Origin of the sequence: Enterobacter cloacae complex sp. SHL018 (assembly GCF_049237905.1) — a bacterium.
In the GTDB taxonomy this organism is placed as follows: domain Bacteria; phylum Pseudomonadota; class Gammaproteobacteria; order Enterobacterales; family Enterobacteriaceae; genus Enterobacter; species Enterobacter hormaechei_C.
Genome location: NZ_JBMKJE010000001.1, coordinates 1,433,657 through 1,460,342 on the forward strand (window position 1 = coordinate 1,433,657; position 26,686 = coordinate 1,460,342).

A 26,686-nucleotide genomic window follows, 5' to 3' on the forward strand; every position below is an offset into this window, starting at 1 on the left:
TTACGCTTTCTCGATGTTGACCAGAAACGCTTTATACTCCGGCGTTTGCGAGTTTGAATCGCCGACGTTTGGCGTCAGGGTATTGGCGATGTAGCCTTTCTGCGCTACCCCTTCAAAGCCCCAGTGCAGTGGTATACCGACGGTTTCCACCTGCTGGCCATGCACGTTCAGCGTTTGCAGACGACGGGTGACCACCGCCACCGCGCGAATAAAGCCGCGCTTGCTGCTGACCTTCACGCGATCGCCGTTGGCAATGCCTTTCGCCTTCGCCAGCGTTTCGCTTATCTCCACAAACTGTTCCGGCTGCGCGATGGCGTTAAGCCGCGCGTGCTTGGTCCAGGTATGGAAATGCTCGGTCAGGCGGTAGGTGGTGCCGACATACGGGAACTTGTCCTTTTTACCTAAACGCAGCACGTCGTCTTCGTAGATGCGTACCACCGGACTGGAGACCACATTCGGGTGCAGCGGGTTAGTGCCGAGCGGCGTTTCCATCGGCTCGTAGTGTTCCGGGAACGGCCCTTCCGCCAGTTTGTCGATAGCAAACAGACGTCCCAGCCCTTCCGGCTGCATGATAAACGGCCCGGTGTTGCTGCCCGGCGCGGCGGTGTTGAAGTCCGGGATATCGTTCCCCGTCCACTTCGTGCCGTTCCACTCGATCAGCATGCGTTTCGGATCCCACGGCTTACCGTTCACGTCTGCGGAGGCACGGTTGTACAGTACGCGGCGGTTCAACGGCCACGCCCATGCCCAGCCCAGGGTATTGCCCAGGCCTGACGGATCGGCGTTATCGCGGTTGGCCATCTGGTTACCCTGCTCCGTCCAGCTGCCGGTGTAGATCCAGCAGGAAGAGGCCGTGGTACCGTCGTCACGCAACAGCGCGAAGCTATTGAGCAGCTGTCCTTTCTTCGCCACCAGATTGCCGTTGGCATCGTACAGGTCGGCCAGCGCCACGCCGTTGTTCTCTTTTGCCACCTCTTCGGACTCAGGATGATCCGGCTGCTTGTAGTTCCAGCTCATCTTCAGCAGCGGCTCAGCGCCTTTGCCGCCTTCGGCGCGGTACATCTCGCGCAGACGATGGTAAATCCCGGCCAGAATTTCGCCGTCATTACGCGCTTCGCCGGGCGCATCCTGACCTTTCCAGTGCCACTGTAACCAGCGGCCAGAGTTGGCAATAGAACCGTCCTCTTCCGCAAAGCAGGTCGACGGCAGGCGGAACACCTCGGTCTGAATCGCTGCCGGATCGACATCGTTTGATTCACCGTGGTTCTGCCAGAACGTAGACGTTTCGGTGACCAGCGGATCGATAACCACCATGTACTTCAGCTTGCTCAGGCTGCGAACGACTTTGTTTTTATCCGGGAATGACGCTACCGGGTTAAAGCCCTGGCAGATATACCCCGTGACGTCGCCCTTATCCATCATATTGAAATACTTGATGACATCGTAAGCCTGGTCCCATTTCGGCAACCACTCAAAGCCCCAGTCATTCTCTTTCTGCGCCGCGTCGCCGTAGAACGATTTCATCAGACTGACGGCAAACTTCGGATAGTTACTCCAGTAGTTCACCTGGTCCGGACGCGTCGCTTTTGGCGTGTTGGCGTCAAGCCAGCTTTGCCAGTCGGTCTGCTTCTCGGACGGCAGGGTCAGGTAACCCGGCAGGCTGGTCGACAGCAGGCCGAGGTCGGTTAAGCCCTGAATGTTAGAGTGCCCGCGCAGGGCGTTCACGCCGCCACCGGCCATCCCCATGTTGCCGAGCAGCAGCTGGATCATCGCCATGGTACGGATGTTCTGCGCGCCCACGGTATGCTGCGTCCAGCCCAGCGCGTACAGGAATGTAGTGGTTCTGTCGGCGGCACTGGTGGAAGCCAGCACTTCACATACTTTCAGGAAGTCCGCTTTCGGCGTACCGCAGATGTTTTCCACCACGTCCGGCGTATAGCGGGAAACGTGCTGTTTCAGCAAGTTCCACACGCAGCGCGGATCGCTCAGGGTCTCATCGCGTTTCGCGTAGCCGTTTTCGTCGAACTGATAGTTCCAGGACGATTTATCGTACTGACGTTTCCCGGCGTCATAGCCGCTGAAGAGGCCATCTTCGAAGGCGAAATCTTCCCGTACCAGCAGGCCGGCATTGGTGTAATGCTTAACGTATTCCACGTTAATTTTGTTATTTTCGATCAGGTACAACAGCACGCCGGAAAGGAACGTAATATCCGTACCGGAGCGGATCGGCGCATAGATATCAGCCACCGATGCCGTACGCGTAAAGCGCGGATCGACGACGATCAGCGTCGCATCGTTGTTGTTTTTCGCTTCCATCGCCCAGCGGAATCCCACCGGATGGGCTTCAGCGGCGTTACCGCCCATTACCACCACGACGTTAGCGTTTTTGATATCAACCCAGTGGTTGGTCATCGCACCGCGACCAAATGTTGGAGCAAGACTTGCTACCGTTGGTCCGTGTCAGACGCGCGCCTGGTTATCAACCGCCAGCATGCCGAGGGAGCGCACAAATTTTTGCGTCAGCATGCCGGTCTCATTACTTGCCGCAGAGGCACACAGCATCCCGGTGGAGGTCCAGCGGTTTACCGTGATGCCCTGCTCGTTCTTCTCAATAAAGTTGGCGTCGCGATCCGCTTTCATCAGTTTTGCAATTCGGGAGAAGGCTTCGTCCCAGGAGATACGCTGCCATTTGTCAGAGCCCGGCGCACGATACTCCGGGTAGCGCAGACGGTTTTCACTGTGGACGTAGTCCAGCAGCCCCGCCCCTTTCGGGCAAAGCGCCCCGCGGCTCACCGGATGGTCCGGGTCCCCTTCAATATGATAAATCGCTTCTTTGGCGTTCTTTGCGCCATCACCCAGGCTATACATTAATAGCCCACAACCCACGGAGCAGTATGTGCAGGTGTTACGGATCTCTTTCGCGCGCAGCAGTTTATAGTTGCGTGCCTGAGCCAGCGCCATTTTGGGAGCGAATCCCAGCATTGCGGCTGTTGTTCCGGCCATACCGCCCGCGCAGATTTTAAAAAATTGTCTGCGGCTGACGTCCATTGCTGTCCTCGTTATCTAATAAGACTTCGCGCCGCAAACTAACAGCAAAGCCCCTGTTTTTTTTGCGTCAAATCAAGGTCGCCAGACTTCGCCCCCTTAATAGTCACTGCCGGTACGATTTGCTAATCCTTTCGGGTTAACAGGCTCTTTGAAAATTCGCCAGGTGTAGCAAATAGATGCTATAAGTTTTCCCTTTGATTTTTAGAAGACTGGCAGGGTAATGGACAGAAAAAGAGCAACGCTGACAGGCCTGGCGGCCATATTGTTGTGGAGCACCATGGTGGGTCTCATCCGCAGCGTCAGTGAAGGACTGGGCCCGGTGGGCGGCGCGGCGATGATTTACACCGTCAGCGGGCTGTTGTGTCTGGTGACGGTGGGTTTTCCCGATCTTCGGCGTTTTTCCACGCGCTATCTCATTGCGGGCAGCATCCTGTTTGTCAGCTATGAGATGTGCCTGGCCCTGTCGCTGGGATATGCCGCGACGCGCTCACAGGCGATTGAAGTCGGTATGGTCAATTATCTGTGGCCAAGCCTGACGATTGCGTTCGCGATTTTGTTCAACGGGCAAAAAACCACCCTGTGGGTGATCCCTGGGCTTCTCATCTCGCTGTTGGGGGTGTGCTGGGTTTTAGGTGGCGAAAACGGTCTGCAACTGAATGACATCATGCAGAACGTCGTTTCCAGTCCGCTAAGTTATGGGCTGGCGTTTGCTGGCGCTTTTATCTGGGCCGCCTACTGCACCGTCACCAGCAAGTATGCCAAAGGGCAAAATGGCATTACCCTTTTCGTCCTGCTGACCGCCTTGAGCCTGTGGGTCAAATATGCCGTCAGCGATCAGCCCGAAATGGTGTTCAGCGTCCCGGTTGTGGTGAAGCTATTGATGTGTGGGGTTGCGCTTGGCTTTGGCTACGCCGCCTGGAATATCGGTATTCTTCACGGTAACGTCACGGTGCTTGCGGCTGTCTCTTATTTCACGCCAGTTCTTTCCGCCGCACTGGCGGCTATTCTGCTGAGTTCTCCGCTTTCACTCTCATTCTGGCAAGGGGCATTGATGGTGTGCGCCGGATCGTTACTGTGCTGGTATGCCACCCGCAAATAGCATTTTTATTTTTGCCGGGTACCGAATATGCCCGGCAAAATATTAACAATATTTTAATATGTGATCACACCCTCGAATATAATTCGTAACATTAGAGAGTAATTAAATTTCTGTATAGAGTGCTGTCAGAAAGCCAGAGTTGTTGTGGAAATTGACATAAACTGACAACGCAGGTAATTAATTCAGCGCCAATATTCCCGCGCTATATAGCACAAAGTGCAATAGTTTATTTCTGAATATTTCTCTTAAAAAACAGGTTCTGGTTTCCCGAGAAATTTATAATCAACTGTTTTAAAAAAGGTTATCCTGCCACATGCTTTGACATTCCCTGCCAAACCCTTTTAATCTCACCAAAAAACTAAAACGTCCGACAACTATTCACAGCCATATTATCTTGATTGGTTAATAATCACTTTATGTCTATATATTAACCTGATTGGCCGATTTAAGGGCAATTTATCCGATCAGGATCACACTAATTGAAATTATCTTTAATATTTTGAAACTTATTATTGAAAGCAGTCTACGGAATTTTAAAAATAGTCTGCCATTGACGATAAGCCTCGTTTAAAAATCGCTCAGGTGGCTTAGGAAATACCTAAATAAAATTATAAGGATTATTTAAGATGAAACTTAAATTAGTTGCAGTGGCTGTGACTTCCATGTTGGCAGCTGGCGTTGTTAACGCGGCTGAAGTTTTTAACAAAGACGGTAACAAACTGGATCTGTACGGCAAAGTTACTGGTCTGCACTATTTTTCTGATGATGCTGGTAGCGACGGCGACAAAACGTATGTTCGCCTGGGCTTCAAAGGTGAAACTCAGATTAACGATCAGCTGACCGGATACGGCCAGTGGGAATATGAGTTCAAGGGCAATCGCTCTGAAGCTCAAGGTTCCGACGGCAACAAAACCCGTCTGGCGTACGCTGGTCTGAAATTCGATGAATTCGGTTCCTTCGACTACGGTCGTAACTACGGTGTGGCTTATGACATCGGCGCGTGGACTGACGTTCTGCCAGAGTTCGGTGGCGATACCTGGACGCAGACTGACGGCTTCATGACCGGCCGTACCACTGGCGTTGCAACCTACCGTAACACCGACTTCTTTGGTCTGGTTGACGGCCTGAACGTGGCTGCTCAGTACCAGGGTAAAAACGACCGTGACGATATCACCGAATCCAACGGTGACGGCTGGGGTCTGTCTTCTACCTATGAATTCGACGGCTTCGGTGTGGGTGCGACCTACGCGAAATCTGACCGTACCGACCGTCAGGTTCGTGCTGCAAGCAACCTGAACGCCGGTGGCGAAAACGCAGAAGTCTGGGCTGCTGGCCTGAAGTACGATGCGAACAACATCTACCTGGCAACCACCTACTCTGAAACCCGCAACATGACGGCGTTCGGTAACGGTCACGTTGCCAACAAAGCGCAGAACTTCGAAGTTGTGGCTCAGTACCAGTTCGACTTCGGTCTGCGTCCGTCCATCGCTTACCTGAAATCCAAAGGTAAAGACATCGGTTCTTATGGCGACCAGGACCTGGTTGAATACGTTGACGTTGGCGCGAGCTACTACTTCAACAAAAACATGTCCACCTATGTTGATTACAAAATCAACCTCGTGGATGACAGCCAGTTCACCAAAGATGCCAAAGTGGCTACCGACAACATCGTAGCTGTAGGTCTGACCTACCAGTTCTAAAATCTGTTAGTTCAAAAGGCCAGCCCTCGCGGCTGGCCTTTTTTATTACTGCTGCCCTCCGACCTTCGCCAGACTAAACCAAATCCCGACCGCCAGAATCAGCAGCATGCCTCCCGCACTGCCCAGGGCCACGCTGTGCGAGGTGATGAAAGCGGTTTTCGCCGCCGTCATCACCGGCTCGGCCAGCGACGGCGTCAGCTCCTGCGCCACCTTCATCGCTTCACCGATGGACGACGAGGCTTTATCGGTCAGCGACGCGCTCAGCCCCTGCGGCAGTACAATAGACGCCGAAAAGCTGCGGGTTAACAGCAGACCGAAAATGGCGATACCCAGACCAGCACCCAGCTCGTAGGACATGGTTTCGATCGCGCCTGCGGCGGCCGCTTTCTCTTTCGGCGCGGCAGCCATGATCGCTGACGTCGAGGCCAGCAGTGCGCTGGCGGCACTGAAGCCCAGCAGCACCATCAGGCTCCACGCCTGCCACTGTTGGGTGCTGAAATCGAGCGTCGACAGGCCGATAAAACTGACCGCGCTAAGCCCCATGCCTCCGGCCGCGACAATGCGCAGCCCCAGACGCCCGACCAGCACACCCGCGATCGGCCCGCTAAATCCGCTCGCCACCATCACCGGCAGCATAAATATCCCTGCTTCAAACGGCGTAAAACCATGCACGAACTGCAACTCCTGCGCCATCAGCAGTTCAAAGCCCACCAGCGCAATCATGGCGGTCATCGCCATGACCACGCCGCTTAAAATAATGCGATGGCAAAACAGGCGCATGTCGATCATCGGCACGCGGGCGCTCAACTGGATACGGACGAAGATAAACAGCATCACCGCCCCGGTAAGCAGCGTACAGGCCACCATCCACGGCGACAGCACCCCTTTCAGGGCGGTTTTGGCGCTATAGACCAGCAGTAAAATGGCGACAATCAGCATAATGGCATGGCTGATATTGAGCGGCTGTTCGGGACGCCCCTGCTGAGCAGGCACAAAGCGCGCAGCAAGCGAAACCACGATCAGCACGATCGGCACGTTAATCAGGAACACCGCCCCCCAGTAAAAGTGCTCCAGCAACATGCCGCCAATCAGCGGGCCAAACGCCGCGCCGCCCGACCCAACGGCCGCCCAGACGCCGAGGGCAATATTACGGTGCCGCGCGTCAGTAAACAGGGTGCGGATCCCTGCAAGCGTTGCCGGGATGATCATCGCCGCCCCTATCGCCAGCGACGCGCGGGCGGCAATCAGCCAGCCCGCGGAAGGCGCAAAAGCCGCCGCTAACGAAGACAGGCCAAACAGCACGCTGCCGATCATCAGCAGGCGCTTGAAGCCAATGCGATCCCCCAGCGCGCCCATAGGCAGCACCATCCCCGCCATCACCAGCGAGTAAATATCAATAATCCACAGCAATTCGTTGCCGCTGGCACCCAGCGTCATGCTCAATGTTGGCGCCGCCACGTGCAGCACCGTCGCGTCAATCGCCACCGGGATATACACCAGCACGATAATCACTAACGCTAACCACTGACGAAACATAAATTTCCTTTTCAGTTAAAAACTGGACACATGTCCAGAATGCGATCCTACGTAAAGTTGAACACTTGTCCAGCTCTTTGTTACACTCGTTTCGTTGCCATTGAGAGTGAGAAATTATGCGTTATCTGAGCAAGGACGAGCGGCGGGAAGAGATCCTCCAGGCCGCGATGCGCGTGGCGCTGACCGAAGGATTCGCTGCGATGACCGTGCGCCGCATCGCCACCGAAGCGGGCGTCGCCACCGGGCAGGTGCATCACCACTTTGCGTCGGCGGGCGAGCTTAAGTCGCTGGCGTTTGTCCGGCTGATCCGCGATTTGCTGGATGCTGAAATCGTTGGCGAAAACGCCGGCTGGCGTGAGCGCCTGCATGCCATGCTCGGCAGCGATGACGGCGGGTTTGAGCCCTACATTCGACTGTGGCGGGAGGCGCAAATTCTCGCCAGCCGGGATAGCGATATCAAAGGCGCCTACGTTTTGACTATGGAGATGTGGCACCAGGAAACGGTCGCGATTATCCGCGCCGGGGCGGAGGCCAACGCCTTTACGCTTGCTGACCAGCCGGAAAATATCGCCTGGCGTTTAATTGGTCTGGTATGTGGCCTGGATGGCATATACGTATTAAATATGCCTGAAATGGACGACGCGGCATTTAATAAGCATCTGGATAAACTTATTTCCCTCGAATTGTTTTAATACTCCCATCGGGGTATTAATTTCCGCAAATAGTTACAATTAGTAACACATAAAGCGAACCCTGATTCCCATTCCAAACTCAGGGATTCGCTTTTTTATCTATCCTTTCAGATGTATCCCATAACATCCAAAAATTTCTACAAACTGCCGAAAGGTATCTTTCTGTTTTCACTTCTTTTTTCTCTCCATTTGGGTAAGCAAGAGGGTGATATGTCACATCAAAGCGAGAAGAGTAATCAGCATCTGTTGAGTAACTGGAAACCGGAAAACGCGCAATTTTGGGAGAATAAAGGGAAACATATCGCACGTAGAAACCTGTGGATTTCCGTGGCGTGTTTGCTTCTCGCGTTTTGTGTATGGATGTTGTTTAGCGCTATTGCGGTAAATCTTAATAAGGTCGGATTTAATTTCAGCACCGATCAGCTTTTTATGCTAACGGCATTACCTTCTCTTTCCGGCGCGATATTGCGTGTCCCCTACTCTTTTATGGTGCCGATATTTGGCGGACGTTACTGGACCGTGTTAAGTACCGTTATCCTGGTCGTACCCTGTGTCTGGCTTGGGATCGCCATCCAGAATACCGCCACGCCTTACTGGGTCTTTATCATCATCGCACTGCTGTGCGGTTTTGCCGGCGCCAACTTCGCTTCCAGCATGGGAAACATCAGCTTCTTCTTCCCGAAAGCCAGACAGGGCAGCGCGCTGGGCATTAACGGCGGGCTGGGTAACCTGGGCGTGAGCGTGATGCAGCTGGTTGCGCCGCTGGTGATTTTTCTGCCGATGTTTACCTTCCTCGGCGTTCACGGCGTCCCCCAGGAGGATGGCTCGACGATGTGGCTGGCGAACGCGGCGTGGATCTGGGCGCCGCTGCTGATTCTTGCTACCCTTGCGGCGTTTTTTGGCATGAACGACATCGCCAGCTCGAAAGCGTCCATTGCCAGCCAGCTTCCGGTGCTTAAGCGCTTTCACCTCTGGCTGCTGAGCCTGCTTTATCTGGCAACCTTCGGCTCGTTTATCGGTTTCTCGGCAGGCTTTGCTATGCTGTCGAAAACCCAGTTTCCGGACGTAAATATCCTCCACCTCGCCTTCTTTGGCCCGCTGATCGGCGCTCTGGCGCGTTCGGCTGGCGGAATGATTTCAGACAGGCTGGGCGGCGTACGGGTGACGCTGATCAACTTCGTTTTTATGGCCATCTTTAGCGCCCTGATTTTCCTGACGCTCCCCGGGTCTGGTTCAGGCAGTTTTATGGCCTTCTATCTGGTCTTTATGGGCCTGTTCCTCACCGCAGGCCTGGGCAGCGGCTCGACCTTCCAGATGATCGCGATTATCTTTCGCCAAATCACCCTCGACCGCGTGAAAAAACAGGGCGGGAGCGACGAACAGGCACAGCATGAAGCGGTGACCGAAACGGCTGCCGCGCTGGGCTTTATCTCTGCCATCGGTGCGGTAGGCGGGTTCTTTATTCCCAAAGCCTTTGGCACATCCCTGGCGATGACCGGTTCCCCGGTGGGCGCCATGAAAGTCTTCCTCGTGTTTTACATCGTCTGCGTGCTCGTCACCTGGTTGGTGTATGGCCGCAAATCCTCACAAAAATAATAACTACCTCTTCGCCGGAGCGTGATGTCTCACCCTCCGGCAATGCTATCGAAGCAGGAGAAATGTCATGAGCAAACTGTTGGACCGCTTCCGTTACTTCAAAACAAAAGGCGACAGTTTCGCCGATGGGCACGGTCAGGTGTACCACACCAACCGCGACTGGGAGGACAGCTACCGTCAGCGCTGGCAGTTCGACAAGATTGTGCGATCCACCCACGGCGTTAACTGCACCGGCTCCTGTAGCTGGAAGATTTATGTCAAAAATGGCCTGGTGACTTGGGAAACCCAGCAGACCGACTATCCGCGCACCCGCCCTGACCTGCCTAACCACGAACCGCGCGGCTGCCCGCGTGGCGCAAGCTACTCCTGGTATCTCTACAGCGCCAACCGTCTCAAGTACCCGCTGGTACGCCGCAGGCTGATCGAACTCTGGCGCGAGGCGCTGGCGCAGCATACCGATCCGGTGCTGGCCTGGGATGCCATTCAAAACGATCCGCAGAAAGCGCAGAGCTACAGGAAAGCGCGCGGAAAAGGCGGTTTTATCCGCTCAAACTGGAAAGAGCTTAACCAGCTGATTGCTGCCGCCAACGTCTGGACCATCAAAAACTACGGCCCGGATCGGGTAGCCGGTTTTTCCCCCATCCCGGCCATGTCGATGGTCTCTTATGCCGCCGGTACGCGCTATCTCTCCCTGCTCGGCGGCACCTGCCTGAGCTTCTATGACTGGTATTGCGATCTGCCTCCGGCGTCGCCGATGACCTGGGGCGAACAGACTGACGTGCCGGAATCGGCGGACTGGTACAACTCCAGCTATATCATTGCCTGGGGCTCGAACGTGCCGCAGACGCGCACCCCGGACGCCCACTTCTTTACCGAAGTGCGTTACAAGGGCACCAAGACCGTCGCCATTACGCCGGACTTCTCGGAGGTGGCGAAGCTCAGCGACCAGTGGCTGGCCCCCAAACAGGGTACCGACAGCGCCCTTGCCATGGCGATGGGCCATGTGATCCTTAAAGAGTTCCACCTCGATAACCCGAGCGAGTACTTCCTCAACTATTGCCGCCGCTACACCGACATGCCGATGCTGGTCCTGCTGGATGAACAGGCTGACGGTCGCGTGGTGCCGGGCCGCATGCTGCGCGCGTCGGATCTGGCCGACGGGCTGGGTGAAACCAATAATCCGGAGTGGAAAACCATCGCCTTTGACGTGGCCGGAAATCTGGTGGCGCCGAATGGTTCCATCGGCTTCCGCTGGGGTGAAAAAGGCAAATGGAACCTGGAGTCGCTGGCTGCGGGACAGGAAACCGAGCTGACGCTTTCCCTGCTCATCACCCACGACAGCGTGGCAGACGTGGCCTTCCCTTACTTCGGGGGCAACGAGAATCCGCATTTCCGCAGCGTGAAGCAGGAGCCGGTGCTGACGCGCCGAGTACCGAGTAAAACCCTGACGCTGGCCGACGGCAGCCAGAGACGCGTGGTTAGCGTGTACGATCTGGTGCTCGCAAACTACGGCCTCGATCGCGGTCTGGAAGACAGTAACGCGGCGACAAACTACGCCGAGATAAAAGCCTACACCCCGGCCTGGGGCGAACAAATTACCGGCGTCCCCGCTTATCTGATAGAAAAAATCGCCCGTGAATTTGCCGACACGGCGCACAAAACTCACGGTCGTTCGATGATCATCCTCGGGGCCGGTGTGAACCACTGGTACCACATGGACATGAACTACCGCGGGATGATCAACATGCTGGTCTTCTGCGGCTGCGTAGGGCAGAGCGGCGGCGGCTGGTCGCACTATGTCGGCCAGGAAAAGCTGCGCCCGCAAACCGGCTGGCTGCCGCTGGCCTTCGCGCTGGACTGGAACCGTCCGCCGCGCCAGATGAACAGCACATCGTACTTCTACAACCACGCCAGCCAGTGGCGCTATGAGAAGCTCACCGCACAGGAACTGCTTTCTCCCCTTGCAGACGCATCGAAGTTTACCGGTCACCTGATTGATTTCAATGTCCGCGCCGAGCGCATGGGCTGGCTGCCGTCGGCTCCACAGCTTAATCTCAACCCGCTGCACGTTAAGGCCCGGGCGGACGCCGCCGGCATGTCGCCGCAGGACTACACCGTTCAGGCGTTAAAATCGGGCGATATCCGCTTCGCCTGCGAACAGCCGGATAACGGTAAGAACCACCCGCGCAACCTGTTTGTCTGGCGTTCTAACCTGCTTGGCTCGTCCGGGAAAGGCCATGAATACATGCTGAAATACCTGCTTGGCACCGAGAGCGGTATTCAGGGTGAGGATTTAGGCTCAACGGACGACGTGAAACCTGAAGAGGTGGAATGGCAAACCGCCGCCATTGAGGGCAAGCTTGATCTGCTGGTGACGCTCGATTTCCGTATGTCCAGCACCTGCCTGTTCTCGGATATCGTCCTGCCCACCGCCACCTGGTATGAAAAAGACGATATGAATACCTCGGACATGCATCCGTTTATTCACCCGCTTTCCGCAGCCGTTGACCCGGCGTGGGAGTCCCGCAGCGACTGGGAGATTTACAAGGGCATCGCCAAAGTCTTCTCTGAGGTGTGCGTCGGACATCTCGGCACCGAAACTGACGTGGTGCTACAGCCGCTTCAGCATGACTCCCCGGGGGAGCTGTCGCAGCCTTTTGATATTCTGGACTGGCGCAAAGGCGAGTGCGATCTGATCCCCGGCAAAACGGCACCGAACATCGCCGTGGTCGAGCGTAACTACCCGGAAACCTACGAGCGCTTTACGGCCCTTGGGCCGCTGCTGGACAAGCTCGGTAACGGCGGAAAAGGCATATCGTGGAACACCCAGAACGAGGTCGATTTCCTCGGCAAGCTCAACTACGTCAAGCTCGACGGCCCGGCGAAAGGTCGCCCGCGCATCGAGACCGCCATTGACGCTTCAGAGGTGATCCTCGCCCTTGCGCCGGAAACTAACGGTCAGGTCGCGGTCAAAGCCTGGGAAGCCCTCGGCGAACTGACCGGGCGCGATCACACTCATCTGGCGCTGAACAAAGAAGATGAGAAAATCCGCTTCCGCGATATTCAGGCGCAGCCGCGCAAAATCATCTCCAGCCCGACGTGGTCCGGCCTTGAGAGCGAGCACGTCTCCTATAACGCAGGCTATACCAACGTTCACGAGCTGATCCCGTGGCGCACGATTTCGGGCCGCCAGCAGCTGTATCAGGATCATGCCTGGATGCGCGCCTTCGGGGAGAGTTTGGTGGCCTATCGTCCACCGATTGACACCCGCAGCGTTACCCATATGCGCGAAATCCCGCCGAACGGGTTCCCGGAAAAAGCGCTTAACTTCCTGACGCCGCACCAGAAATGGGGCATTCACTCCACCTACAGCGAAAACCTGCTGATGCAGACCCTGTCGCGCGGTGGGCCAATCGTCTGGATCAGCGAAACCGACGCGCGCGAGCTGGGCATTGAGGACAACGACTGGATCGAAGCTTTTAACGCAAACGGCGCCCTCACCGCCCGCGCGGTGGTCAGCCAGCGCGTGCCGCCGGGCATGACCATGATGTACCACGCTCAGGAGCGCATCCTGAACATTCCGGGGTCAGAAGTAACCGGACGGCGCGGCGGGATCCACAACTCGGTCACCCGCGTCTGCCCGAAACCGACCCACATGATCGGCGGCTACGCGCAGCTGGCGTACAGCTTCAACTATTACGGCACCGTCGGCTCGAACCGCGACGAGTTCATCATGATCCGTAAAATGAAAAACATTAACTGGCTGGACGGCGAAGGTCGGGATCAGGTACAGGAGGCGAAAAAATGAAAATACGCTCACAGGTTGGCATGGTTCTGAATCTCGATAAATGCATTGGCTGCCACACCTGCTCGGTCACCTGTAAGAACGTCTGGACCGGGCGCGAAGGGATGGAGTACGCGTGGTTTAATAACGTCGAAACCAAACCGGGTATCGGCTATCCGAAAAACTGGGAAGATCAGGATGAGTGGCAAGGCGGCTGGATCCGCGGTATTCACGGCAAGCTGACCCCGCGCCTCGGCGGCAAAATGGGCGTGCTGTCGAAGATTTTCGCTAACCCCGTCCTGCCGCAGATTGACGATTACTATGAACCCTTCACCTTCGATTACCAGGATCTGCACCGCGCGCCAGAGAGCGATCACCTCCCTACCGCCCGCCCGCGCTCGCTGATTGACGGCAAGCGAATGGATAAAATCGAATGGGGGCCCAACTGGGAAGAGCTGCTGGGCGGCGAGTTCGAAAAACGCGCCCGCGACCGCAATTTCCAGAAGATCCAGAAGGAGATGTACGGCCAGTTTGAAAACACCTTCATGATGTACCTGCCGCGCCTGTGCGAGCACTGTCTGAACCCCAGTTGCGTTGCCACCTGCCCGAGCGGTGCGATTTACAAGCGCGAAGAGGACGGCATTGTGCTGATTGACCAGGACAAATGCCGCGGCTGGCGTCTGTGCATCAGCGGCTGCCCGTACAAGAAAATCTACTTCAACTGGAAGAGCGGCAAGTCAGAGAAATGCATCTTCTGCTACCCGCGCATTGAATCGGGTCAGCCGACCGTCTGTTCGGAAACCTGCGTCGGGCGCATCCGCTACCTTGGCGTGCTGCTGTATGACGCGGACCGTATCGAGGAGGCAGCGAGCACCGAGCATGAAACCGATCTGTACGAGCGCCAGTGCGACGTGTTCCTTAACCCGAACGATCCGGCGGTCATTGAAGAAGCGCTAAAACAGGGTATTCCGCAGAACGTCATCGACGCGGCACAGCGTTCCCCGGTTTACAAAATGGCGATGGACTGGAAGCTTGCCCTGCCGCTGCATCCGGAATACCGCACCCTGCCGATGGTCTGGTATGTGCCGCCGCTGTCACCGATTCAGTCCTACGCGGACGCGGGTGGTTTGCCGCAGAGCGACGGCGTGCTGCCTGCCGTAGAGAGCCTGCGCATTCCGGTGCAGTACCTGGCAAACATGCTCAGCGCGGGCGATACCGGTCCGGTGCTGCGCGCCCTGAAGCGCATGATGGCGATGCGCCACTACAAGCGTTCCCAGACCGTGGAAGGCGTGACCGACACCCGCGCCATCGAAGAGGTCGGCCTGACGGAAGAACAGGTAGAAGAGATGTATCGCTACCTGGCGATTGCCAACTACGAAGACCGCTTCGTGATCCCGACCAGCCACCGCGAAATGGCGCGCGACGCCTTCCCGGAGAAAAACGGCTGCGGCTTCACCTTTGGCGACGGCTGCCACGGTTCCGACACCAAATTCAACCTCTTCAACAGCAGCCGCATTGACGCGATCAACATCACCGAGGTGCGTGAACACGGGGAGGGAGAATAATGCAAATCCTCAAAATCATCGCGCTACTCATTGAGTATCCCGATGAGCTGCTGTGGGAAAACCGTGACGAAGCGCTTTCCCTGGTGGATCAGGACGCGCCCATGCTGCTGCCGTTTGCGCAGCAGCACCTGAGCGCCACGCTGCTGGATAAGCAGGCCGAATGGTGTGAAGTCTTCGAGCGGGGGCGCGCAACCTCACTACTGCTGTTCGAACACGTTCACGCCGAGTCTCGCGATCGCGGTCAGGCGATGGTCGACCTGATGAGCCAGTATGAGAAAGCCGGGCTCCAGCTGGACTGCCGCGAGCTGCCGGACTATCTGCCGCTCTATCTGGAATATCTCAGTATCGTCAGCGATGACGAGGCGCGTGAAGGGCTGCAAAACGTCGCGCCGATCCTGGCGCTGATTGGCGGCCGGCTGAAACAGCGCGAGGTGGCGCATTACCAGCTGTTTGACGCCCTGCTGACGATGGCCGGTACACGGCTTTCCAGCGACAGCGTGGCGAAGCAGGTGTCTGGTGAAAAACGGGATGATACCCGTCAGGCGCTGGACGCCGTGTGGGAAGAGGAACAGGTGAAGTTTATCGAAGACAACGCCACATCGTGCGACAGCTCGCCGATGCAGCAATATCAACGACGCTTTAGCCAGGACGTCGCGCCGCAGTACGTGGACGTCAGCGCCGGAGGCCCAAAATGACACATTACCTGAACGTGTTTTTTTATGACATTTATCCGTACATCTGCGCCACCGTGTTTTTCCTTGGCAGCTGGTTGCGCTACGACTACGGGCAGTACACCTGGCGCGCCTCGTCGAGCCAGATGCTCAGCAAGCGCGGTATGAACTGGGGCTCTAACCTGTTTCATATCGGGATTTTGGGGATCTTCTTCGGGCATTTATTCGGCATGTTAACTCCGCACTGGATGTACGCCTGGTTTTTACCCGTCGCGGTTAAACAGCAGTTAGCCATGATTGCGGGGGGGATTTGCGGGGTGCTGACGCTGATTGGCGGGTCGATGCTGCTGATCCGCCGCCTGTTCAACCAGCGGGTGCGTGCCACGTCCACCACGCCGGATATTATCATCATGAGTATCCTGCTGCTTCAGTGCATCCTTGGGCTGTCGACCATTCCTTTCTCCGCCCAGTATCCTGACGGAAGCGAGATGATGAAGCTGGTCGGCTGGGCGCAGGGGATCGTGACGTTTAAGGGAGGCTCGTCAGAAATGCTGAGCGGCGTCGCACCGATCTTCCGCGTGCATCTGGTGCTGGGGATGACGATCTTCCTTATCTTCCCGTTCACCCGTCTGGTGCACGTGTGGAGTGCGCCGTTTGAGTATTTTACCCGTCGCTATCAGGTGGTGAGATCGCGCCGTTGATTTTGTCGGGTGGCGGCTTCGCCTTACCCGACCTACGTTTCAAGCCGCTGTAGGCCCGGTAAGGCGTAGCCGCCACCGGGCTATTTACCTGCCTGTGGATGCGTATCAAACCCCGCCATCACGGCCGTCAGCTCGGCCAGGGTAAAGCCGTGCTTCGGGTCATCAACGCCCAGGCCAAACCGCGCCTGCATCAGCTTATACAGCGCCTCCGCATCCGGCAAATGGATCTGCTCCTCCACATGCCCGTTCTGCCAGTGGGTAAAATTAAAGTTGGTCAGCGTTAGCTTGCCCCCGTCCGGCAGGTGGCGACACATCAGCAGGTGATGACGGAAATGGGACTGCGGCCAGTGCGCCGACCAGAAGTTTCCCATCACGTAATCGTTGAAGTACTGGGTCGCCAGGTCAAAATGGTACATCGACTGCCAGTGCTCGTGATGGCGGAATTGCAGTACCCAGTCGTTACCCTCGCTCAGCAAACGATAACGCCCGTGTGGGGTTTCCTGTTCCTCGTTGGCGATCAAACGAATCGGCGCCGTCAGCGTTTGTCCGCCAAATCCCACATCGGCGATCCGGCGCTCGCCGTTCAGCTCAACCAGCAGCAACCGGTGCGTACGCGGCGGCATCTGCGACGGATTGGCCAGCACAACCCGCCCCAGCACGCTGCGCACCGTAAACCCGACTTCGCGCAACACCCGCTCAAACAGGCCGTTTTGCTCGAAGCAATACCCCCCCCGACGTGCGGTGACCAGTTTATCCACCAGACACCCGTCGTCCAGATGGATTTCACGCGGCAAAACGACATCAATATTTTCGAAAGGGATCGCGCAGTTATGGTGTAAATGCAGCCCCCGCAGGGTATCGATATCAACCGGTACGGGCTGCTGCCAGCCCGTGCGGGCGAAATAAGCACTCAGAAATGGGGACATGATTTGCTCCAGGATGTGATATCCCCTGTTTATAAACTATTTTCCCTTATGCATATGCGCAAAAGTGCTTTTTCGTCATACTCATCGTGTACATGAGGAGATCCTATGAACCACTTTCGCTCTGTTGAATTACGTCATGCCAGCCGTCTTCTGAATCACGGTCCAACCGTGCTCATCACCAGCCGGGATGAGACCATCGATCGTCGCAACGTCATGGCCGCCGCATGGTCTATGCCGGTGGAATTTGAGCCCCCGCGTATCGCGATTGTGGTAGACAAAAGCGCGTGGTCACGGGAGTTGATCGAACGCAGCGGGAAATTCGGCATTGTGATCCCCGGCGTGGCGGCAGCCAACTGGACCTGGGCGGTCGGCAGCGTCAGCGGGCGCGACGAGGATAAATTCAACTGCTACGGGATCCCGGTTATTTATGGCCCTGAGCTTGGCCTGCCGGTTATAGAAGAGAAATGTCTGGCGTGGATGGAGTGCCGGTTATTACCTGTAACCTCTGCGGCCGAGAAATATGACACTCTGTTTGGCGAAGTGGTTTCCGCCGCGGCGGATGAACGCGCATTTGTCGCCGGACGCTGGCAGTTTGACGGGGATAAACTGAATACGCTGCATCATCTGGGTGCGGGTACGTTTGTCGCGAGCGGGAAAATGGTGAAGGCGCTGGAATGATTTTTTAATTATACCCATCTGAATTATATAAAATTTCTATGGCATTTTATGTTTACCACTGCGTTGTAGAACGGAGGATATTTCTTGAGTTGCTGAGTTAGCAATTCCCCGTTAAGGAAATATTAATGTCCTGGATAGATATGGCGAAATTTTATATTCCAAATAAAATGCTCAAGCAAAAAGCATCGGTAATTGGGCACATTATGTCATCGAAGCCACTCTTCTTTTTACTTTTCATCCTGTCTTCCTTAGCGGGCGCGGAAACCACCTATGCACCGGGGCTAGTGGCGCTTAAATTCAATCAATGGTATATAGCGCAGTTAGATCAGAACAAACCACCCGTACTCAATCCAGACATTATGAACGAGTACGTAGCCTCAGGGACCATTGCAGCAATTAAAGAAATGTACTCTGGCGACAGTAACGACAAAGATATGCCCGATGCGGATATGTTTATCAAAGCGCAGGACTGGGATGATGACTGGAATCAGATAACCGTCTTACATTCTGATTTTGACGCCGTTTGCACAAACGTCTATGTCGCATTTGGTAAGAAGCAAGATCATGTGATTGCAGATTGTCTCGTTGAAGAGCAAGGAAAATGGAAAGTGCGATCGGCGACGCTAATTAAGTAACAGGCATAAACTCCCTGTCGTAATAATAAAGGCACATGGTAGCCAAATGACTACCATGTGCAATTAATTAACTCTTCACACGCTTCGCAATAATCTCATCCGCCACATTCCGCGGAGCTTCCGCAAAATGATGGAACTCCATCGTATACGTCGCGCGCCCCTGGGACATCGAGCGCAGCGTGGTGGCGTAGCCAAACATCTCAGCCAGCGGGACGTCAGCGCGAATAATCTGGCTGCCGTACTGTTCTGCCATTCCCTGCACCAGGCCGCGACGGGAGGAGAGATCGCCCATAATGTTCCCGGCGTACTCTTCCGGCGTTTCCACCTCAACGTGCATCACCGGCTCAAGAATAACCGGATCCGCCCGCCTAGCGCCCTCTTTGAAGCCGAGGATCGCCGCCATGCGGAAGGCCATCTCCGAGGAGTCAACGTCATGGTAGGAACCAAACGTCAGGGTCGCTTTCACATCCACCACCGGATAGCCCGCCAGCACTCCCGTATTCATGGCTTCTCGCAAGCCTTTTTCCACCGACGGGATGTACTCCCGCGGCACCACCCCGCCTTTGGTGGCATCTTCAAACACAAAACCACTCCCGGCGGCTAACGGCTCAAGGCTCAGAACCACATGACCGTACTGCCCTTTCCCGCCGGACTGTCGGACAAATTTACCTTCAATATCCTTCACCGCTTTACGCAGGGTTTCACGGTAGGTGACCTGCGGACGACCAATGTTCGCCTCAACGCCAAACTCACGCTTCATGCGGTCAACGATGATCTCCAGATGCAACTCGCCCATCCCGGAGATGATGGTCTGACCGGACTCTTCGTCCGTGTGCAGGCGGAACGACGGATCCTCCGCAGCCAGGCGCTGTAGGGCGATCCCCATTTTCTCCTGATCGGCCTTGGTTTTCGGCTCAATCGCCAGCGAAATAACCGGATCCGGGAACTCCATCCGTTCAAGGGTGATCACCGCATTCGGGTCGGTCAGCGTGTCACCGGTGGTAACGTCTTTCAGCCCGACACAGGCTGCGATATCCCCTGCGCGCAGCTCGTCCACCTCATGGCGATCGTTGGCATGCATCAGCACGATGCGCCCGATACGTTCTTTCTTGCCCTTCACCGGGTTGTACACCGCGTCGCCTTTGCGCAGTATGCCGGAATAGACGCGGATAAAGGTCAGCTGGCCGACGTACGGATCGCTCATCAGCTTGAAGGCCAGCGCCGAGAACGGTTCATCATCGCTTGGGTGGCGCTCGGCGTGCTGTCCGTCTTCGTCTACCCCATCAATAGCGGGCACGTCCAGTGGAGACGGCATCAATTCAATCACCGCGTCGAGCATGCGCTGCACACCCTTGTTCTTGAAAGCGCTGCCGCACAGCATGGGCTGTATTTCACCGGAGATGGTCCGGACGCGCAGCCCTTTGATGATTTCCGCTTCATCCAGTTCGCCCGTCTCAAGGTACTTATCCATAAGCTCATCGCTGGCTTCTGCCGCAGCCGAAACCATTTTTTCTCGCCACGCCTGGGCGGTGCTCAGCAGATCGTCAGGCACTGGCGCATAGCTAAACGCCATGCCCTGCGTCGCATCATCCCACAGTATGGTGCGCATCCTGATGAGATCCACCACGCCAGTGAAATGCTCTTCTGCCCCCACGGGGATCACAATCGGGACCGGATTGGCTTTCAGCCGCTCCTGCATCATCCGCACCACGCGGAAGAAATCTGCGCCCGGGCGGTCCATTTTGTTGACGAACGCCAGACGCGGGACGTGATATTTATTCGCCTGACGCCAGACGGTTTCCGACTGCGGCTGCACGCCACCGACGGAGTCATAGACCATCACCGCGCCGTCGAGCACACGCATGGAACGTTCCACCTCAATGGTGAAATCCACGTGCCCGGGGGTGTCGATAATATTGATGCGGTGCGGTTCAAAGCCTCTGTCCATACCGGGCCAGAAACAGCTTACCGCCGCCGACGTAATGGTGATCCCGCGCTCCTGCTCCTGCGCCATCCAGTCGGTGGTTGCCGCGCCATCGTGTACTTCACCCAGCTTGTGGCTCATCCCGGTGTAAAACAGGATGCGCTCAGTGGTGGTTGTTTTGCCCGCATCGATATGCGCGGAGATACCGATGTTGCGATAACGTTCGAGTGGAATGGGTCGGGGCATGATATTTCCTTAAGTCTTCATGACTGGTTTGTGACGACCGGGATGGTCGCGTATTCGTTCGTTTGTTATAATAGTCCCATTGTACGAGTATTATCGAACTATTTTTTAACGGTTGACCTATTGTTGATATAGCTCAATCTCACGCGAGACGCAGGAAAACGATGATCCCAAACCACCCGGAACCTGAACAAATAGTGTTGGAAAATGTGCTGTTCGCCCTCGGCAACCCGCTGCGATTAGCGATTATCCGCAGGCTGGCCGACGGCAGCGAACTGAGCTGTAACGCGCTGCGCCCGGAAGAGGTGGTGAAATCTACTATGACTCACCACTGGCGCGTGCTGCGCGACAGCGGCGTGATCTGGCAGCGCCCGCAGGGGCGCGAGAATATGATCTCACTGAGAAGAGAAGATCTGGACGCCCGCTTTCCTGGGCTGCTGGCGATCCTGCTCTAGGCTAAGTAGCGGCAGCGTCCTCAAGACGATAAACCGGAATGCGCCGTGTTGTTCCGGTAAGGGTGTCGAACACCTCCGTATCGGACGTCACTATCCTCATCCCGGTCTTCCTTAACCTCTGCACGTCGGCGGCTATGCGCTGGAGGCCAAACCAGAAAAGCCCGTCAAGCGCGGTGACCGTAAGCCCCTGCTCCAGCGCCAGCTGGAGGCGCTCGCGGGGGGCTTTCACCTGCTGAGCGATTTGCCGGTAAGGCACTTCCGAACCGCCGGACGCATCGATTCGCTGAATACGGGTCTTCAGGTGGTAGGTAAATTCATCGGGAATGCCGTTCAAATCCTGTTTAAGGCTGTAGACGCAGCCAAACCGCTTGCCGTTGAACAGGACATTTTTTTGACTGAGCTGAAACTCATTTCTGATGCCATCAATCAGCTGCGGTGCGCGGGTAAGAAGTAACCGGAAGGGAAGCTCAAAGCTGGTCACGTAATCCACATTCAGCAGCGCAAGACGCAGCCGCTCTTCTGCCCCGGATTTCTGGTCATGACACTCGCGCATCACCTCCGCCCACTGGCGCGTCAGACGTTCCGGCTCACCGGCTTCGGTGAGGAGGTATTTTTCCAGATGATAATCGACTCTTCCGGTCATGTTGGGCATCCCGTCAATGTGGATGCGGTAATTCTATCCAGCGCGGCAGGATTTATAAAGGGCGGAGCGCACCGGCATCCGCCCTGCCGGGCTACTGCTGGATACTCGACCGGTCCGAAATATCGCTGGCAGAAAAGGTTCTTGCAGTAGACGCGACCTGTTTTTTGCGTTTATACCGGTCCGGCTGGCCTTCAGGGCGGGTTTTGAACCGGCGATGCAGCCACATATATTGCTCAGGCGCCATCATCACGGCGCGCTCAATCGCTCTGTTCATTTGCGTGGCCACCGACGCTTTGTCGCCTCCCTGCAAGGTATCGCTAATATCTTCCAGAATAATCAGCTCATACCCTGTGCCGTCTGCTTTTCTGCGCGGTACAAACGGAATCACGGCCGGTCTGGCACTTTTCACCAGCATGTAGCTCCCGGCAGTTGTCGCGGCGTCCGGGACGGCAAAAAACGGCACAAACACGCTATTCGTTTTGCCATAGTCGTGGTCCGGGGCATACCACAGGATCTCGTTTTGCTTCAGCGCACGGATCATGCCCTTCAGGTCATAGCGGTCAAGCATGGTTTTATTGGAACGCAGACGACCGCGCGTTTGCAGCCAGTCGAGCAACGCATTATTGTTGGGACGATACACACCAATACCCGCGTTGAGCATCCCAAAGATGCGTGCGCCTAATTCCAGCGTGAGAAAATGCATGCCAATGAGCACCACTCCCCTTCCTTGCGCCCGCGCCTGTTCCATATGTTCGTAGCCGGTTACGCTGAAGTGTTTCCGTACGCGCCAGTCTGGCCAGAACCACGCTATCCCCGTTTCGATGACGCCCATTCCAACCGATTCAAAATTACGCTCAAGTAAACGCTCGCGCTCGTCCTCTTTCATATCAGGAAAGCAAAGCTCAAGATTTCGTCTGGCGATCTCCACGCGGCGTGGAAGCAGGCGCATAGCCAGACGCCCAAGCCCGTGACCTGTTTTCAACAGCAGCGGGTACGGAAGCTGAACCGTGCACCAGAGCGCGGCAATGCCTGCCCAGCTGAGCCAGTAACGAGGATGAATAAAGGCGAGTGAAAACTGAGGTAATTTTGTCATGGAAAAATTATCCTTTTACTAATTTGTACTTAATCTGGTGCAGTTGCAGTGCTTACCTGCTGATTTAACGAATATTGTTCGGAAGGATGAATTGTAGCGGAATCGTTATGGTTTTTATTATCGATTTTTGCGAAAGGAAATAAAAGCGAGGAGCGCCGGGTGATATTGCACCACCCGGCAGGCAAGTTACATCGAATAACCGGGCTTCTTAATCAGTTCATCCAGTTTCGGGCCGATCTCGGTATCCCAGACCTGCGCCTTCCAGTCAGCTTCCTGAACCTCCTGAAGCGCCACGGAGATTGAGCGATCTTTGCTGTTCAGATGACGGGCGATCGCTTCGGCGATATCCGCCGCCAGGGCCGTTTTTTGTTCGTCAGTCAGATCGCGTGGAAAACATTTGATATCAACGTGTGGCATGGGCAGGGCTCCTTTTATAGGTGAGCGTTCCACGTTATCAGATTATATCGTTAGCTTTTAGCACCTTGTGCAGTTCCGGCAGCGCGCAGACGGCATCCGCGACGGCGGTAATATTAGGCGTGTTAGTGGCAAACCACTCATGACGTGGCCCCCAGGTACGCGCAACGGCAATATAGACGTCAAGCAGCGTCAGCTGTTTGCCAAACGCAAACGGCGAGGCGCTGAGCTGGCTGTCGAACCACAGATAGAGCGATTTTCGGTACTCTATGCAATTTTTCTTCAGCTGTTCCGGGGCATCAGGCACCCAGCGTTCCGGGTAATCTGCATACGTAAAGGTGGGATAGACGTTCGCCACAAACCAGATGAGCAGGCGCTGAAACTGCTGGCGCTCGGCCTGCCCTACGGGCGGCGCGAGGTCGGGACGTCTGTCGAGCACCATCAGGGCGATCGCTGCGGTTTCCGTCACGATCGCCCCATTTTCCAGCTCCAGCGTCGGCACCTGGCACAGCGGGTTCAGTTTTAACAGCAATTCGCGCTGCGGGCCGGGCTGGTCAAACCCGTCCACGTTGACGAACTGATACGGGATGTCTGCCAGAGTCAGCATCACTTCACTGATTGCCGATCCCCAGCCGGGTACGCCATAGAGTTTGATCATGTTGCCCCCTCAGGGATGAAAACCCTAAGTGTAGAGCACCATTAGTAGGTTATCCCGGGCGGATTAACATCTGAAGACGTCACCGCTTCGCCCGCTTCCCCCCAGCGCGCCAGCACCTTTTGATACTCCCCGCGCTTAATCGCACCGTCCAGCGCAGCCTGCAACGCATACACCAGCCCATTGCCTTTTTTGGTTGTGGTGGCGACATAGGCTTTCTTCGGCCCTAATCCCACGACGCGGGTTTTGCCGGTTAACGCGGCTTTATAGGCAGAAACGGACTGCGGTCCAAAGAAGACATCCGCCCTGCCGGACTGAATATAAAGATTGCCTGAGGCGTCGTCGGTCAGATAAACCGGCAACGCAGGCTCGCGCCCGGCCTTTTTATTCTCTTCGTTCCAGCCCAGCAGAATACGTTCCTGATTGGTGCCTGACCCGACAATCACCTTTTTACCGGCCAGATCTTTCGCACGGGTGATCGACTGTACGTTGCTGGTGGATTTCACCGAGAAGGCCAGGGAATCGACGCGATAGGTCGCAAAATCGAACTTCGCCTTACGTTGCTCGGTGACGGCGATATTCACCAACGCCACGTCATAACGCCCGGAAGTGATCCCCAGCGGCCAGTCTTCCCACGCCGTTGGCACCAGCTTCAGCTTCAGCCCCAGACTGCCCGCCAGCAACCGGGCGATATCCGGGTCGCTGCCAATACGGGTGCGGTTATCACTGGCCAGCAGCGCCAGCGGCGGAGAATTCAGGGCTGAAATCGCCACCGTGAGGGTACCCGGCTCAACAAATTTATAGTTCGCCGGGATTTTCGCCACTGCCTGTTGATCAACCGTCACCGGCAGCGGCTGTTCGTTGGCCTTTAAATCAATGCTGGCGTAGCTCGCCGTCGTGAAGACCAGCCCCGCCAGGAGTCCATATTTCATCTGCGCTCCTTACAGCACTTTTGAGAGGAACTGGCGCGTTCGCGGATGCGACGGTCGGTTTAACACGTCGTCGCTGCTGCCCTGCTCCACAATTTTACCGTCGACCATAAATACCACCTGGTCCGCCACTTCCCGGGCAAAGCCGATCTCATGGGTGACCACCACCAGCGTAGTGCCGGAACGGGCGAGCTTTTTAATCACATCCAGCACTTCGCCAACCAGTTCCGGATCCAGCGCCGAGGTGGGTTCATCAAACAGCATCACGCGCGGGCGCAGCGCCAGCGCGCGGGCAATGGCAATACGCTGCTGTTGGCCGCCGGAGAGGTGACGCGACCAGGCATCGGCTTTATCGCGCAGACCTACCACATCCAGAAGGCTGTAGGCGTTTTCAACAGCCTCTTTTTTACTGAACTTTTTATGCGCGATGGGTGCTTCAATCAGGTTTTCCAGCACCGTGAGATGCGGAAAAAGATTGAAGTTCTGAAACACGTACCCAACGTTGACGCGCTGTTTGAGGATCTCTTTCTCTTTGAGCTCGTAGAGTTTGTCACCCTGACGGCGATAGCCGATGTAATCCCCGTCAATCTGAATAAAGCCTTCGTCTACGCGCTCAAGATGGTTAATGGTGCGCAGCAGCGTCGATTTTCCAGATCCAGAGGGGCCGAGGATCACCGTCACGGAGCCCGGCGGGATCTCAAGCGTGACGTTATCGAGCGCTTTATGTCGGCCAAAAAACTTACTGACGCCGGTAATGGAAATGTGTCCTTCAGGAGAGGCTTGCATGAACGGGCTCCTGTGCTGGCGAAGTGGTGACGGAACGCGTGCGGCTGGCCACCCGGTTGTGGTTTACGGCGGAGCGGCGCTCGCTGCGGGCGAGTCCACGCTCAATAACATGCTGGATGGCAGACAGTACGGTGGTGATCACCAGATACCAGACGGCCCCCACCATCAACAGCGGGATCACCTCCTGGGTGCGGTTGTAGATCATCTGGATCGTGTAGAACAGTTCCGGCATCGCCAGCACGTAAACCATCGCCGTCCCTTTGGCGAGGCTGATGATTTCGTTAAACCCGGACGGCAGAATGGTGCGCAGCGCCTGCGGGAGAATTATGCGCACCGTGCGACGCCACGCCGGCAGACCCAGCGCAGCGGCCGCCTCATACTGACCGTGGTCGACCCCAAGGAACCCCCCGCGAATGATCTCCGCAGTATAGGCGCTCTGCACCAGCGTCAGCCCCACGATGGCGGTAGAAAACTGCCCGAGAACATTGATGGTTTCAAAGCTGCCCCAGGTAATGCCGGTAAAAGGCACGCCGAGAGAGAGCGTGTCGTAGAGATAGGAGAAGTTATAGAGGATAATCAGCACCACGATCAGCGGCAGGGAACGGAACAGCCAGATGTACCCCCACGCCAGGCTGCTCAACAGCCATGATGACGAGAGCCTCGCCAGCGCCAGCATGCCGCCAATAACCACGCTCAGTACGGTGCTTATTAACGTCAGCAGCAGCGTCTGGCCGACGCCTTCGAGGATCACCGGGTCGAAGAACCAGCGGGCAAATACCGCCCATTCCCAGCGCGGATTAAAGGCCACGGACTGGATCACGACCGCCAGTACAAACAGCGCCACCACGGCGCCAGCAGCGCGCAGCGGATAACGTGCCGGGACCACTTTTATGGTTTCAACGTTGCTCATCGT

The 26,686-nt window shown here is 56.1% G+C and carries 22 protein-coding genes; 11 read left to right on the forward strand and 11 right to left on the reverse strand.

From position 1 onward, the window contains the following. Positions 1–3,048: a formate dehydrogenase-N subunit alpha gene (gene fdnG, locus ACOTY5_RS06980; protein ID WP_100244796.1), complete on the reverse strand. Its 3,048-nt coding sequence runs from the start codon at positions 3,046–3,048 to the stop codon at positions 1–3. Positions 3,049–3,268: 220 nt separating this feature from the next. Between fdnG and yddG the strand changes: the two genes are divergently transcribed. Both yddG and ompC read left to right on the forward strand, forming a co-directional pair. Continuing rightward, positions 3,269–4,147, forward strand: a complete 879-nt coding sequence (yddG, locus tag ACOTY5_RS06985; protein WP_032102980.1) for an aromatic amino acid DMT transporter YddG — start codon at positions 3,269–3,271, stop codon at positions 4,145–4,147. A gap of 626 nt (positions 4,148–4,773) precedes the next feature. Beyond that, complete coding sequence (ompC, locus tag ACOTY5_RS06990) at positions 4,774–5,847, forward strand: porin OmpC (protein ID WP_017382300.1); 1,074 nt, start codon at positions 4,774–4,776, stop codon at positions 5,845–5,847. A 45-nt stretch (positions 5,848–5,892) separates the two neighbouring features. Here ompC and ACOTY5_RS06995 read toward each other — a convergent pair whose 3' ends face one another. After that, complete coding sequence (locus ACOTY5_RS06995) at positions 5,893–7,383, reverse strand: MFS transporter (protein ID WP_062933949.1); 1,491 nt, start codon at positions 7,381–7,383, stop codon at positions 5,893–5,895. Positions 7,384–7,499: 116 nt separating this feature from the next. Here ACOTY5_RS06995 and ACOTY5_RS07000 point away from each other — a divergent pair, with 116 nt between their 5' ends. From ACOTY5_RS07000 to narI, 6 genes are all read left to right on the forward strand, one after another. Next, positions 7,500–8,075, forward strand: coding sequence for a TetR family transcriptional regulator (locus ACOTY5_RS07000; protein WP_015570471.1), 576 nt, complete (start codon positions 7,500–7,502; stop codon positions 8,073–8,075). Between the two features lie 210 nt (positions 8,076–8,285). Next, complete coding sequence (locus tag ACOTY5_RS07005) at positions 8,286–9,671, forward strand: NarK family nitrate/nitrite MFS transporter (protein ID WP_026094300.1); 1,386 nt, start codon at positions 8,286–8,288, stop codon at positions 9,669–9,671. Positions 9,672–9,738: 67 nt separating this feature from the next. Next, complete coding sequence (locus ACOTY5_RS07010; RefSeq protein ID WP_032102976.1) at positions 9,739–13,479, forward strand: nitrate reductase subunit alpha; 3,741 nt, start codon at positions 9,739–9,741, stop codon at positions 13,477–13,479. Further along, positions 13,476–15,020, forward strand: a complete 1,545-nt coding sequence (narH, locus tag ACOTY5_RS07015) for a nitrate reductase subunit beta (protein ID WP_045142598.1) — start codon at positions 13,476–13,478, stop codon at positions 15,018–15,020. The genes ACOTY5_RS07010 and narH overlap by 4 nt, the downstream gene beginning before the upstream one ends. Then, positions 15,020–15,715, forward strand: a complete 696-nt coding sequence (gene narW / locus ACOTY5_RS07020) for a nitrate reductase molybdenum cofactor assembly chaperone (protein WP_045142597.1) — start codon at positions 15,020–15,022, stop codon at positions 15,713–15,715. Before narH ends, narW begins: the two co-directional genes overlap by 1 nt. Next, the gene (narI, locus tag ACOTY5_RS07025) at positions 15,712–16,392 is read left to right on the forward strand and encodes a respiratory nitrate reductase subunit gamma (protein WP_015570467.1); all 681 of its coding nucleotides are present in this window, start codon (positions 15,712–15,714) and stop codon (positions 16,390–16,392) included. The genes narW and narI overlap by 4 nt, the downstream gene beginning before the upstream one ends. A gap of 80 nt (positions 16,393–16,472) precedes the next feature. On the opposite strand, the gene nhoA is transcribed toward narI, so the two are convergent. Further along, positions 16,473–17,318, reverse strand: a complete 846-nt coding sequence (gene nhoA, locus ACOTY5_RS07030) for an N-hydroxyarylamine O-acetyltransferase (RefSeq protein WP_045142596.1) — start codon at positions 17,316–17,318, stop codon at positions 16,473–16,475. 105 nt (positions 17,319–17,423) lie between these two features. On the opposite strand from nhoA, the gene ACOTY5_RS07035 reads away from it, so the two are divergent. Next, positions 17,424–17,996, forward strand: coding sequence for a flavin reductase family protein (locus ACOTY5_RS07035; protein WP_062933950.1), 573 nt, complete (start codon positions 17,424–17,426; stop codon positions 17,994–17,996). Between the two features lie 203 nt (positions 17,997–18,199). Continuing rightward, a complete protein-coding gene (locus ACOTY5_RS07040; RefSeq protein ID WP_032620331.1) occupies positions 18,200–18,631 on the forward strand; it encodes a DUF3828 domain-containing protein in 432 nt (143 codons plus the stop codon). 67 nt (positions 18,632–18,698) lie between these two features. Here ACOTY5_RS07040 and fusA read toward each other — a convergent pair whose 3' ends face one another. Continuing rightward, positions 18,699–20,801: an elongation factor G gene (fusA, locus tag ACOTY5_RS07045; RefSeq protein ID WP_045142595.1), complete on the reverse strand. Its 2,103-nt coding sequence runs from the start codon at positions 20,799–20,801 to the stop codon at positions 18,699–18,701. A gap of 161 nt (positions 20,802–20,962) precedes the next feature. Here fusA and ACOTY5_RS07050 point away from each other — a divergent pair, with 161 nt between their 5' ends. After that, positions 20,963–21,253 (forward strand): ArsR/SmtB family transcription factor, encoded by a 291-nt coding sequence (locus tag ACOTY5_RS07050; protein ID WP_045142594.1) that lies wholly within the window; start codon positions 20,963–20,965, stop codon positions 21,251–21,253. Position 21,254: 1 nt separating this feature from the next. Here the strand turns inward: ACOTY5_RS07050 and ACOTY5_RS07055 are convergent, their stop codons facing one another. From ACOTY5_RS07055 to ACOTY5_RS07085, 7 genes are all read right to left on the reverse strand, one after another. Then, the gene (locus tag ACOTY5_RS07055) at positions 21,255–21,896 is read right to left on the reverse strand and encodes a DNA-binding protein (protein WP_045142593.1); all 642 of its coding nucleotides are present in this window, start codon (positions 21,894–21,896) and stop codon (positions 21,255–21,257) included. A 91-nt stretch (positions 21,897–21,987) separates the two neighbouring features. After that, a complete protein-coding gene (locus ACOTY5_RS07060) occupies positions 21,988–22,989 on the reverse strand; it encodes a Kdo(2)-lipid IV(A) acyltransferase (protein ID WP_032648397.1) in 1,002 nt (333 codons plus the stop codon). A gap of 186 nt (positions 22,990–23,175) precedes the next feature. Then, the gene (gene pptA / locus ACOTY5_RS07065; protein WP_003857012.1) at positions 23,176–23,406 is read right to left on the reverse strand and encodes a tautomerase PptA; all 231 of its coding nucleotides are present in this window, start codon (positions 23,404–23,406) and stop codon (positions 23,176–23,178) included. Between the two features lie 37 nt (positions 23,407–23,443). Further along, entirely contained in the window at positions 23,444–24,061 is a 618-nt protein-coding gene (locus ACOTY5_RS07070) for a glutathione S-transferase family protein (protein ID WP_006810732.1), read from the reverse strand. Positions 24,062–24,102: 41 nt separating this feature from the next. Further along, positions 24,103–24,990 (reverse strand): transporter substrate-binding domain-containing protein, encoded by an 888-nt coding sequence (locus ACOTY5_RS07075; protein WP_017382289.1) that lies wholly within the window; start codon positions 24,988–24,990, stop codon positions 24,103–24,105. A gap of 9 nt (positions 24,991–24,999) precedes the next feature. Then, the gene (locus ACOTY5_RS07080; RefSeq protein WP_017693375.1) at positions 25,000–25,773 is read right to left on the reverse strand and encodes an amino acid ABC transporter ATP-binding protein; all 774 of its coding nucleotides are present in this window, start codon (positions 25,771–25,773) and stop codon (positions 25,000–25,002) included. After that, positions 25,757–26,683 carry an amino acid ABC transporter permease gene (locus ACOTY5_RS07085; protein ID WP_045142592.1) on the reverse strand — a complete coding sequence of 309 codons (927 nt, stop codon included), beginning with the start codon at positions 26,681–26,683 and terminating at the stop codon, positions 25,757–25,759. Before ACOTY5_RS07085 ends, ACOTY5_RS07080 begins: the two co-directional genes overlap by 17 nt. Between the last annotated feature and the right edge of the window lie 3 nt (positions 26,684–26,686).

Excerpts from the sequence above, each read along its gene's own strand:
- yddG (WP_032102980.1), top strand. The coding sequence starts at position 3,269 with ATGGACAGAAAAAGAGCAACGCTGACAGGCCTGGCGGCCATATTGTTG.
- ompC (WP_017382300.1), top strand. The coding sequence starts at position 4,774 with ATGAAACTTAAATTAGTTGCAGTGGCTGTGACTTCCATGTTGGCAGCT.
- ACOTY5_RS06995 (WP_062933949.1), bottom strand. The coding sequence starts at position 7,383 with ATGTTTCGTCAGTGGTTAGCGTTAGTGATTATCGTGCTGGTGTATATC.
- ACOTY5_RS07000 (WP_015570471.1), top strand. The coding sequence starts at position 7,500 with ATGCGTTATCTGAGCAAGGACGAGCGGCGGGAAGAGATCCTCCAGGCC.
- ACOTY5_RS07005 (WP_026094300.1), top strand. The coding sequence starts at position 8,286 with ATGTCACATCAAAGCGAGAAGAGTAATCAGCATCTGTTGAGTAACTGG.
- ACOTY5_RS07010 (WP_032102976.1), top strand. The coding sequence starts at position 9,739 with ATGAGCAAACTGTTGGACCGCTTCCGTTACTTCAAAACAAAAGGCGAC.
- narH (WP_045142598.1), top strand. The coding sequence starts at position 13,476 with ATGAAAATACGCTCACAGGTTGGCATGGTTCTGAATCTCGATAAATGC.
- narW (WP_045142597.1), top strand. The coding sequence starts at position 15,020 with ATGCAAATCCTCAAAATCATCGCGCTACTCATTGAGTATCCCGATGAG.
- narI (WP_015570467.1), top strand. The coding sequence starts at position 15,712 with ATGACACATTACCTGAACGTGTTTTTTTATGACATTTATCCGTACATC.
- nhoA (WP_045142596.1), bottom strand. The coding sequence starts at position 17,318 with ATGTCCCCATTTCTGAGTGCTTATTTCGCCCGCACGGGCTGGCAGCAG.
- ACOTY5_RS07035 (WP_062933950.1), top strand. The coding sequence starts at position 17,424 with ATGAACCACTTTCGCTCTGTTGAATTACGTCATGCCAGCCGTCTTCTG.
- ACOTY5_RS07040 (WP_032620331.1), top strand. The coding sequence starts at position 18,200 with ATGTCATCGAAGCCACTCTTCTTTTTACTTTTCATCCTGTCTTCCTTA.
- fusA (WP_045142595.1), bottom strand. The coding sequence starts at position 20,801 with ATGCCCCGACCCATTCCACTCGAACGTTATCGCAACATCGGTATCTCC.
- ACOTY5_RS07050 (WP_045142594.1), top strand. The coding sequence starts at position 20,963 with ATGATCCCAAACCACCCGGAACCTGAACAAATAGTGTTGGAAAATGTG.
- ACOTY5_RS07055 (WP_045142593.1), bottom strand. The coding sequence starts at position 21,896 with ATGACCGGAAGAGTCGATTATCATCTGGAAAAATACCTCCTCACCGAA.
- ACOTY5_RS07060 (WP_032648397.1), bottom strand. The coding sequence starts at position 22,989 with ATGACAAAATTACCTCAGTTTTCACTCGCCTTTATTCATCCTCGTTAC.
- pptA (WP_003857012.1), bottom strand. The coding sequence starts at position 23,406 with ATGCCACACGTTGATATCAAATGTTTTCCACGCGATCTGACTGACGAA.
- ACOTY5_RS07070 (WP_006810732.1), bottom strand. The coding sequence starts at position 24,061 with ATGATCAAACTCTATGGCGTACCCGGCTGGGGATCGGCAATCAGTGAA.
- ACOTY5_RS07075 (WP_017382289.1), bottom strand. The coding sequence starts at position 24,990 with ATGAAATATGGACTCCTGGCGGGGCTGGTCTTCACGACGGCGAGCTAC.
- ACOTY5_RS07080 (WP_017693375.1), bottom strand. The coding sequence starts at position 25,773 with ATGCAAGCCTCTCCTGAAGGACACATTTCCATTACCGGCGTCAGTAAG.
- ACOTY5_RS07085 (WP_045142592.1), bottom strand. The coding sequence starts at position 26,683 with ATGAGCAACGTTGAAACCATAAAAGTGGTCCCGGCACGTTATCCGCTG.